The 8853-nt window shown below is 67.6% G+C and carries 9 protein-coding genes and 1 rRNA gene; all 10 read left to right on the top strand.

Annotation, left to right across the window (positions count from 1 at the left end; all coding sequences use genetic code 11):
* Positions 1–94, top strand: a 5S ribosomal RNA gene (gene rrf / locus ACIBKX_RS35440); the annotation flags it as partial.
* Positions 95–247: 153 nt separating this feature from the next.
* The gene (locus tag ACIBKX_RS35435; protein WP_135335514.1) at positions 248–856 is read left to right on the top strand and encodes a CDP-alcohol phosphatidyltransferase family protein; all 609 of its coding nucleotides are present in this window, start codon (positions 248–250) and stop codon (positions 854–856) included.
* A 113-nt stretch (positions 857–969) separates the two neighbouring features.
* Complete coding sequence (locus ACIBKX_RS35430) at positions 970–3465, top strand: mannose-1-phosphate guanyltransferase (RefSeq protein WP_363274892.1); 2496 nt, start codon at positions 970–972, stop codon at positions 3463–3465.
* 89 nt (positions 3466–3554) lie between these two features.
* On the top strand, positions 3555–4451 hold the full coding sequence (locus ACIBKX_RS35425) for a DUF881 domain-containing protein (protein ID WP_363274891.1): 897 nt from the start codon (positions 3555–3557) through the stop codon (positions 4449–4451).
* On the top strand, positions 4451–4783 hold the full coding sequence (locus tag ACIBKX_RS35420; protein WP_003988855.1) for a small basic family protein: 333 nt from the start codon (positions 4451–4453) through the stop codon (positions 4781–4783). The genes ACIBKX_RS35425 and ACIBKX_RS35420 overlap by 1 nt, the downstream gene beginning before the upstream one ends.
* Positions 4784–4788: 5 nt before the next feature.
* Positions 4789–5631: a DUF881 domain-containing protein gene (locus ACIBKX_RS35415; RefSeq protein ID WP_363274904.1), complete on the top strand. Its 843-nt coding sequence runs from the start codon at positions 4789–4791 to the stop codon at positions 5629–5631.
* 511 nt (positions 5632–6142) lie between these two features.
* Positions 6143–6682 (top strand): FHA domain-containing protein, encoded by a 540-nt coding sequence (locus ACIBKX_RS35410; protein WP_363274890.1) that lies wholly within the window; start codon positions 6143–6145, stop codon positions 6680–6682.
* Between the two features lie 27 nt (positions 6683–6709).
* The gene (locus tag ACIBKX_RS35405) at positions 6710–7453 is read left to right on the top strand and encodes a MerR family transcriptional regulator (RefSeq protein WP_363274889.1); all 744 of its coding nucleotides are present in this window, start codon (positions 6710–6712) and stop codon (positions 7451–7453) included.
* 53 nt (positions 7454–7506) lie between these two features.
* On the top strand, positions 7507–7980 hold the full coding sequence (locus ACIBKX_RS35400; RefSeq protein ID WP_006123076.1) for a bifunctional nuclease family protein: 474 nt from the start codon (positions 7507–7509) through the stop codon (positions 7978–7980).
* A gap of 172 nt (positions 7981–8152) precedes the next feature.
* A complete protein-coding gene (locus ACIBKX_RS35395; protein WP_363274888.1) occupies positions 8153–8776 on the top strand; it encodes a MerR family transcriptional regulator in 624 nt (207 codons plus the stop codon).
* The last annotated feature ends 77 nt before the right edge of the window (positions 8777–8853 follow it).

Genomic DNA, 8853 nt, shown 5'->3' with positions numbered 1-8853 from the left:
AACGCCCGGTTACATTCCGAACCCGGAAGCTAAGCCTCACAGCGCCGATGGTACTGCAGGGGGGACCCTGTGGGAGAGTAGGACGCCGCCGAACTTTACTTATAGCCGTGGTTCCCGGAATCAATTGATTCCGGGAACCACGGCTTTTTGTGTTTCTGGCCCCGGACCACCCCTCTGCACCGCCGGCCGACAACTGAGGGTAAGGTCAGGGGGCATCATCGGCTCGTTTCCCACAGGAGGCCCCCGGGTGGAGGTCCAGGAGACGCGTGTCCAGACGGACCGAGTCCTCACCATCCCGAACATCCTCAGCATGGCGCGCCTCGTCGGCGTACCCCTCTTCCTGTGGTTGATCCTCAGGCCGGAGTTCGGTGGCCCCAAGAGCGACCACTGGGCGCTGTTGGTGCTGATGCTGAGCGGCATCAGCGACTATCTCGACGGCAAGTTGGCCCGCCGCTGGAACCAGATCAGCAACCTCGGGCGGCTACTCGACCCGGCTGCTGACCGGCTCTATATTTTGTCCACATTGGTCGGACTCACGTGGCGGGAGATTCTTCCGCTCTGGCTGACCGCGGTGCTGCTCCTGCGCGAGCTGGTTCTGCTGGTGATGGTCGGGATCCTCAGGCGTCACGGCTATCCGCCGCCGCAGGTGAACTTCCTCGGCAAGGCGGCCACCTTCAACCTGATGTACGCCTTTCCACTACTGCTGCTCAGCGATGGAAGTGGCTGGATCAACACGCTCGCTGCTATTTTCGGATGGGCGTTCGCCGGATGGGGTACAACGCTGTACTGGTGGGCAGGGATCCTCTACGTGGTTCAGGTCCGCAGACTTGTCCGGGCGGACGCCACGGCCGATTGAGCTTGCCGATTCGGCAGTTGCAGAGGCTTGCAGGTCCGTGACTGACATATGCGGGCCTATCCGGGCGGGCTAAGTCGGCTAGATCGTCGTCTATTGAGGAGGACGCTTCCGACATGAAGGCCGTCGTAATGGCCGGAGGCGAAGGCACGCGCCTTCGCCCCATGACCTCGAGCATGCCCAAGCCGCTCCTGCCCGTGGCCAATAGGCCGATCATGGAGCATGTGCTGCGGCTGCTCAAGCGGCATGGGCTCACCGAGACCGTAGTGACCGTGCAGTTTCTGGCCTCTCTGGTCAAGAATTACTTCGGCGATGGTGAAGAGCTCGGGATGGAGCTCACCTATGCCAATGAGGAGAAGCCACTCGGCACTGCTGGGAGTGTGAAGAACGCTGAGGAAGCGCTGAAGGACGATGCATTCCTCGTGATCTCCGGTGATGCTCTCACTGATTTCGACCTCACCGAGCTCATCAACTTCCACAAGGAAAAGGGCGCGCTTGTCACCGTCTGTCTGACGCGCGTGCCCAATCCGCTGGAATTCGGCATCACCATCGTGGACGAAGAAGGAAAGGTCGAGCGCTTCCTCGAGAAGCCGACCTGGGGGCAGGTCTTCTCGGACACGGTGAATACGGGCATCTATGTGATGGAGCCCGAGGTCTTCGACTATGTCGAGGCCGATGTGTCGGTGGACTGGTCCGGTGATGTCTTCCCTCAGCTGATGAAGGAGGGCAAGCCGGTCTACGGGTATGTCGCCGAGGGGTACTGGGAAGACGTCGGCACCCACGAGAGCTACGTCAAGGCGCAGGCCGACGTGTTGGAGCGGAAGGTCGACGTCGAGCTCGACGGCTTCGAGATCTCGCCCGGCGTGTGGGTGGCCGAAGGCGCAGAGGTGCACCCGGACGCCGTGCTGCGCGGGCCGCTCTACATCGGTGACTACGCCAAGGTCGAGGCCGGCGCCGAGATCCGGGAGCACACCGTCGTCGGCTCCAACGTCGTGGTGAAGAGCGGCGGCTTCCTGCACCGGGCCGTCGTACACGACAACGTCTACATCGGGCAGCACAGCAATCTGCGGGGCTGTGTGATCGGCAAGAACACCGACATCATGCGGGCTGCCCGGATCGAGGACGGTGCGGTCATCGGGGACGAGTGCCTGGTCGGTGAGGAATCGATCATCCAGGGCAATGTGCGCGTCTATCCGTTCAAGACGATCGAGGCCGGCGCCTTCGTCAATACGTCCGTCATCTGGGAGTCGCGGGGCCAGGCCCATCTCTTCGGCGCGCGCGGAGTGTCCGGGATCCTGAACGTGGAGATCACTCCGGAGCTGGCGGTGCGGCTCGCGGGGGCGTATGCGACGACCCTGAAGAAGGGTTCCACGGTCACCACCGCGCGCGACCACTCCCGGGGCGCCCGGGCGCTGAAGCGGGCCGTCATCTCGGCACTGCAGGCCAGCGCCATCGACGTACGCGATCTGGAGAATGTCCCGCTGCCCGTGGCACGGCAGCAGACCGCGCGCGGCAGTGCCGGCGGGATCATGATCCGGACGACCACCGGGGTGCCGGACTCCGTCGACATCATGTTCTTCGACGGGCGTGGGGCGGATCTGTCGCAGGGGAGTCAGCGGAAGCTTGACCGGGTGTACGCGCGTCAGGAGTACCGGCGTGCCTTCCCCGGTGAGATCGGGGATCTGCACTTCCCGTCGAGTGTCTTCGATTCGTACACCGGCTCGTTGCTGCGCAATGTCGACACGACGGGTGTGGCCGAGTCGGAGCTGAAGGTGGTCGTCGACGCGTCCAACGGCAGTGCGGGGCTTGTGCTGCCGAGCCTGCTCGGGCGGCTCGGTGTCGACGCGTTGACCATCAATCCGGGGCTCGACGAGTCGCGTCCGACCGAGACCTATGAGGCGCGCAGGTCCGGGCTTGTGCGGCTCGGCGAGATCGTGGCGTCCGCGCGGGCCGCGTTCGGGGTGCGCTTCGACCCGGTGGGCGAGCGGCTCTCGCTCGTCGACGAGAAGGGGCGGATCGTCGAGGACGACCGGGCGCTGCTGGTCATGCTCGACCTGGTCGCCGCCGAGCGGCGCAGTGGGCGCGTGGCGCTGCCGGTGACGACGACACGCATCGCCGAGCAGGTGGCGGCGTATCACGGGACGCAGGTCGACTGGACGACGACTTCGCCGGACGATCTGACCCGCGTCGGGCGCGACGAGTCGACGATCTTCGGGGGTGACGGCCGCGGCGGCTTCATCATTCCCGAGTTCAGCAGCGTCTTCGACGGTACGGCGGCGTTCGTGCGGCTCCTCGGTCTGGTGGCACGGACGCAGCTCACGCTCAGCCAGATCGACGCGCGGATCCCGCGGGCCCATGTGCTGCGGCGGGACCTCGCGACTCCCTGGGCGGTCAAGGGGCTTGTGATGCGCCGTGTCGTGGAGGCCGCGGGGGAGCGTTCGGTGGACACCACCGACGGTGTACGGGTCGTGGAGGCCGACGGGCGGTGGGTGCTCGTGCTGCCCGACCCCGCCGAGGCGGTCACTCATCTGTGGGCCGAGGGGCCCGACGACGCGTCCGCCCAGGCGCTGCTCGACGAGTGGTCGGCCGTGGTGGACAGCGCGGGTCACTGACCGTGCGCGGGGGCCGGACGGCACACGGGAGAGGTGGCGTCCGGCTCGCCGGTGGGGCCATTCGGAGGTAACGCCCGCGACGTGCGACGATGTGCGGCATGCCGCAGCAGCCCCCCGTTCGGAGCACCCCCTCGCGCCCCCGGCGCCCGGACGCCTCCATGTCGCTGCTCACCACCGTCATGGACCACAGCCTGGACGAGGGGTACGCGGAGGCGGCGGCCCGGAAGCGGGCGAAGGGTGACGGCGGTGTGCCGCGTCCGTTGCGCGCCAAGCTCGGTCTCGCGCTCGGTCTCGTGCTCGCCGCCCTGGTGGTGACCGTGGGCGCCGCGCAGGCGCGGATAGCGGCACCGGTCGTCGCCAAGGAGCGCGCCGAGCTCATCGACCGTATCGAGTCGGCGACTTCGGACGCGGACAGCCTCGAGGATGACGTCGAGACGCTCCGCGACGACGTCAGCGAGCGGCAGCGTGAGGCCCTGAAGAAGCACGGCGGCAGCCAGGGCGAGTTGGTGGCCCTCCTTTCCGGTGCCACCGAGGTGCAGGGGCCGGGCGTGAAGCTGGTCGTGGACGATGCCAAGGAAGCCGACCAGGGCGGTGGCGGGCCGCGGGAGAGCGCGGGTTTCTCCGACACCGGACGGGTGCGGGACCGCGACATGCAGCGGGTGGTCAACGGCCTGTGGCAGTCGGGCGCGGAGGCGATCTCCATCAACGACCAGCGGCTGACGGCACTGTCGGCGATCAGGGCCGCGGGTGACGCGATACTGGTCGACAACAAGCCGCTCGTGCCGCCGTATACGGTGCTTGCCGTGGGGGACGGGCAGCGCTTGAGCACGAGATTCCAGAACAGTCGCGACGGTCAGTATCTGCATGCTCTGCAGGAGAACTTCGGGGTCAGGACCAGCATTTCCGTCCAGGAGAGCCTCCGGATCCCGGCAGCACCGAGTGTGACCGTACGTACAGCAGAGCCGAAGGCAGGAAAGGGCACATAGTGATCGCCGTACTGGGCCTCGTCGTGGGAGTCGTGGCCGGATTGTTGGTCCGGCCCGAGGTTCCGGCGGTGGTCGAGCCGTATCTTCCGATCGCCGTCGTCGCGGCACTCGACGCGGTGTTCGGAGGCCTGCGCGCGATGCTCGACGGGATCTTCGACGACAAGGTCTTCGTGGTGTCGTTCCTGTCGAACGTCGTGGTGGCCGCCCTGATCGTCTTCCTGGGCGACAAGTTGGGCGTCGGCGCCCAACTCTCCACCGGCGTCGTCGTGGTGCTCGGCATCCGGATCTTCTCGAACGCCGCCGCCATCCGCCGACACGTCTTCCGGGCGTGACGGCCATGGGGACGGACGGGACGCCCGGGAACGACGACCGGCACAAGGAGCTGCCCGCGGAGGTGCCGAGCACGCCCGTGGAGCCGGCGGACGGCGCCGAGCGCGCGCGGGGCGAGCAGCCGCAGCTGACGGGCCGTAAGCGGCTGCGGGAGGCGCTGTGGCCGCCGCGGGTCACGCGCCCGCAACTCATCGTGGCCCTGCTGCTGTTCGTGCTGGGGCTCGGCCTGGCCATCCAGGTGCGCTCCAACAACGACAGCAGCGCGCTGCGCGGGGCACGTCAGGAAGATCTTGTACGCATCCTCGATGAACTGGATGACCGTACACAGCGTCTGGAAGATGAGAAGCAGCGTCTGGAGGATCAGCGCACCGGTCTCGAGAACAGCTCGGACCAGGCCGAGGAGGCCCGCAAGCAGACGGTCGAGAAGGAGCGTCAACTCGGCATTCTGGCGGGCACCGTGGCCGCGCAGGGTCCTGGCATCACGCTGACCATCGACGACAAGAAGGGGTCGGTAGAGGCTGACATGCTGCTCGACGCCATTCAGGAGCTGCGCGCCGCGGGGGCCGAGGCCATCCAGATCAATGATGTCCGGGTGGTGGCGAATACCTATCTTTCGGACACGGACGGTGGGGGTGTCCGCGTGGACGGGCAGAAGGTCGGTAAGCCCTACCGCTTCAAGGTGATCGGCAAGCCGCAGGATCTGGAGCCGGCGCTGAACATCCCCGGTGGGGTGGTGCAGACTCTGGAGAAGGAGCAGGCCACCGTGACCGTGGCGCGAGCGGAGAAGATCGTGGTGGACGCCTTGCGACCTGCGAAGCGGCCTGACTACGCTCGGTCGTCCTCCCAGTGAGGCGGGGGCGCATGGGGGCCGTTGTGGGAGGGCATGAGGTTGCGGGGGGTCGGCGCACTGGAAGCGTGGTGCGTGGTGGAAACTGTTTGGCGGATACGGACGTTGTGAGGATGTCTGGTAAGCCGCTGTACGCCGGTGTGTGCAATCAGGGTTCGTCCTGCCCCACGGGCGGGTCTGTTTCGGTCAAGGGGAATCGCCCGTGAAGTTGTTTGAGAAGTTGTTCGGCAAGCGTTCGCGCGAGGACAGTGGCAATCCCGCCACTGCCCGGCACCGTGCGCCGCGCCAGTCAGATGCCGAGGGGCAGGGCGCCGAGCGCCCGATGTTCCGTGATCAGGTCGGTGGACCGGGCGGAGACATTTCGGGCGGACAGGGCGCGTCGTCTGTTGACCCTGCCGGTCCGGGCCGCATAGGTTTCGGAGAACCGTCAACCTCAAGTACGGGTGGAGGGTTTACCCCCGATCCGTACGCATCCAATGCCCCCGCGGGGCAGCCGCGGCAGGAGGATCCGTCCATGGCCCTGGTGTGTACGAGGTGCGGGAACCGCAACGCCGAGGCGAGCCGGTTCTGCTCCAACTGCGGTGCGCCGCTGCGGGCCGGGGCCGCGCCGGAGCGCGCGTCCGAGACGACCTCGACGATCTCCATCTCGGGCCTCGAGGCCTATGACGCGGAGGTGACGGGCCAGACCGCGTCGCCCGCCCTCTCGCCGGAGGCCCAGGCCGCCGTCGACGCGTTGCCGCTCGGTTCGGCGCTCCTCGTCGTTCGCCGCGGGCCGAACTCGGGCAGCCGCTTCCTGCTGGACGGCGAGCTGACCACGGCGGGGCGTCACCCGCAGAGCGACATCTTCCTCGACGACGTGACCGTGTCACGCCGTCACGTGGAGTTCCGTCGCGTCCAGGACGGTTCCTTCACCGTCGCGGACGTGGGCAGCCTCAACGGCACGTACGTCAACCGGGAGCGCATCGACTCCGTCGCGCTGTCGAACGGCGACGAGGTGCAGATCGGCAAGTACCGGCTGGTCTTCTACGCGAGCCAGCGGGGCGTCGGCATCTGACCCGTATCTGATCCGTCAGGAAGGTCCATGCTTCAAACACCGAGGGGCGGTGCCGGGAACGGCACCGCCGCCGAGGACCGTCGGCTGATGAGCATCGGCGCTGTGCTGAACGCGCTGCGTGACGAGTTTCCCGAGGTCACGATCTCCAAGATCCGCTTCCTGGAGTCGGAAGGGCTCATCGAGCCGGAGCGCACGCCGTCCGGGTACCGGAAATTCAGCCCTGAGGACGTCGAGCGGCTCGGTCACGTCCTGCGGATGCAGCGGGACCACTATCTGCCGCTCAAGGTCATCAGGGGCCACCTTGACGCCCTGGAGCGCGGCGAGCGGGTCCAGCTGCCGTCCCTGGGGCAGCCGAGGGAGCCCGGGGATGCCTGGGAGCCCGCTGAGGCCGATGGGCCCACCGCTGCCCGTGTGGGCAGGGCCGAGCTGCTCGCCGCCGCCGAGATCGGGGCGGAGCAGCTCGAGGAGTGGGAGACGTACGGACTCATCGCGCCGCTGCCGGAAGGTGGTTACGACGCCGAGGCCGTGACGGTCGCCGCGCTCGTGGTCGAACTCGGCAGGTTCGGGATCGAGCCACGTCATCTGCGCGCCATGAAGGCCGCCGCCGACCGCGAGGCCGGTCTGGTCGAGCAGGTCGTGGCGCCGCTGCGCAGGCACCGCAATCCGCAGACCAGGGCGCATGCGGAAGCCCGCACGAAGGAGCTGGCGGGGCTCACGGGAAAGCTGCATTCGGCGCTCCTGCAGACCGCTCTCGGGGTGCGGCTGCCCTGACTCAGGGGGTGCCCGACTACCCAAACCTGCCGGGCACGTCCTAGGGTTGCTGTGTGAACGAGCTCGACGTCGTAGGTGTCCGGGTCGAAATGCCCTCCAACCAACCGATCGTGCTCCTGCGTGAAGTGGGAGGCGATCGGTACCTCCCCATCTGGATCGGACCAGGGGAGGCGACCGCGATCGCCTTCGCACAGCAGGGGATGGCGCCCGCGCGGCCGCTGACCCACGACCTGTTCAAGGACGTGCTGGAGGCGGTGGGTCAGGAGCTCACCGAGGTGCGCATCACGGACCTCCGTGAGGGGGTCTTCTACGCGGAGCTGGTCTTCGCCAGTGGAGTCGAGGTGAGCGCGAGGCCGTCCGATGCCATAGCGCTCGCCCTGCGGACCGGAACGCCGATCTACGGCAGCGACGGTGTCCTCGACGACGCCGGCATCGCGATTCCGGACGAGCAGGAGGACGAGGTGGAGAAGTTCCGCGAGTTCCTCGACCAGATCTCGCCCGAGGACTTCGGCACCAACAGCCAGTGAAACGACGGCTCCGGAGGGTCCCCGCGGGCCATTCGGCTAGCCTTTCCCGGCGGTGAGGTACGGCAAACCACTCTCAGGGTGATTATCACTCGGCGTGCCGAGTGTGGCGATCGTTGACGAGCCCCTGGTGACTGCCTACCGTCGAGAAGGCAGGTCAAGGACGGAGGTCGGCGTGAGAAGCAGCGGCGACGGTACGGCGATGGGCGGACCGTATCCGCTTCACGGCAGCTCGGCCGATCACTCTCCGAAGCGGCCGGTGGCGGTTCAGGGGAGCGGGGACGGGACGTCCGGACAGACCGAACAGGAACAGATCGGCTACCGGGGGCCGACCGCGTGCGCGGCCGCCGGGATCACGTACCGCCAGCTCGACTACTGGGCCCGTACGGGGCTCGTCGAGCCGAGTGTGCGGGCCGCGGGCGGGTCGGGGACGCAGCGCCTCTACAGCTTCCGGGACGTCGTCGTCCTCAAGGTCGTGAAGCGGTTCCTGGACACCGGGGTGTCCCTGCAGAACATCCGGACCACGGTCCAGCATCTGCGGGACCGCGGGTTCCGGGATCTGGAGCGGATGACTCTCATGAGCGACGGTGCGACCGTCTACGAGTGCACGTCGCCCGACGAGGTCCACGATCTGCTCCAGGGCGGCCAGGGGGTCTTCGGGATCGCCGTGGGGGTCGTGTGGCGGGACGTGGAGGCGGCGCTCTCGCAGTTGCACGGGGAGCGGGTCGACACGGGGGAGACGCTGCTGCGGCAGAACCCGGCGGATGAGCTGGCGCGGCGGCGTAATCGGGCTGTGTGAGGCGTTCCGGGGCGGCTGTGGGCACTGGGGCCGGTGTGGTGCTTCCGGTCCGTTGTCAGTGGCGTAGGGCAGCATCA

The organism is Streptomyces sp. NPDC050658, from assembly GCF_044457025.1.
GTDB lineage: Bacteria > Actinomycetota > Actinomycetes > Streptomycetales > Streptomycetaceae > Streptomyces.
This window is presented reverse-complemented; position numbering and strand designations above follow the sequence as displayed.

Coding starts and splice junctions, on each gene's coding strand:
- ACIBKX_RS35430 (WP_363274892.1), top strand. CDS start 970: ATGAAGGCCGTCGTAATGGCCGGAGGCGAAGGCACGCGCCTTCGCCCC.
- ACIBKX_RS35425 (WP_363274891.1), top strand. CDS start 3,555: ATGTGCGGCATGCCGCAGCAGCCCCCCGTTCGGAGCACCCCCTCGCGC.
- ACIBKX_RS35415 (WP_363274904.1), top strand. CDS start 4,789: ATGGGGACGGACGGGACGCCCGGGAACGACGACCGGCACAAGGAGCTG.
- ACIBKX_RS35410 (WP_363274890.1), top strand. CDS start 6,143: ATGGCCCTGGTGTGTACGAGGTGCGGGAACCGCAACGCCGAGGCGAGC.
- ACIBKX_RS35405 (WP_363274889.1), top strand. CDS start 6,710: ATGCTTCAAACACCGAGGGGCGGTGCCGGGAACGGCACCGCCGCCGAG.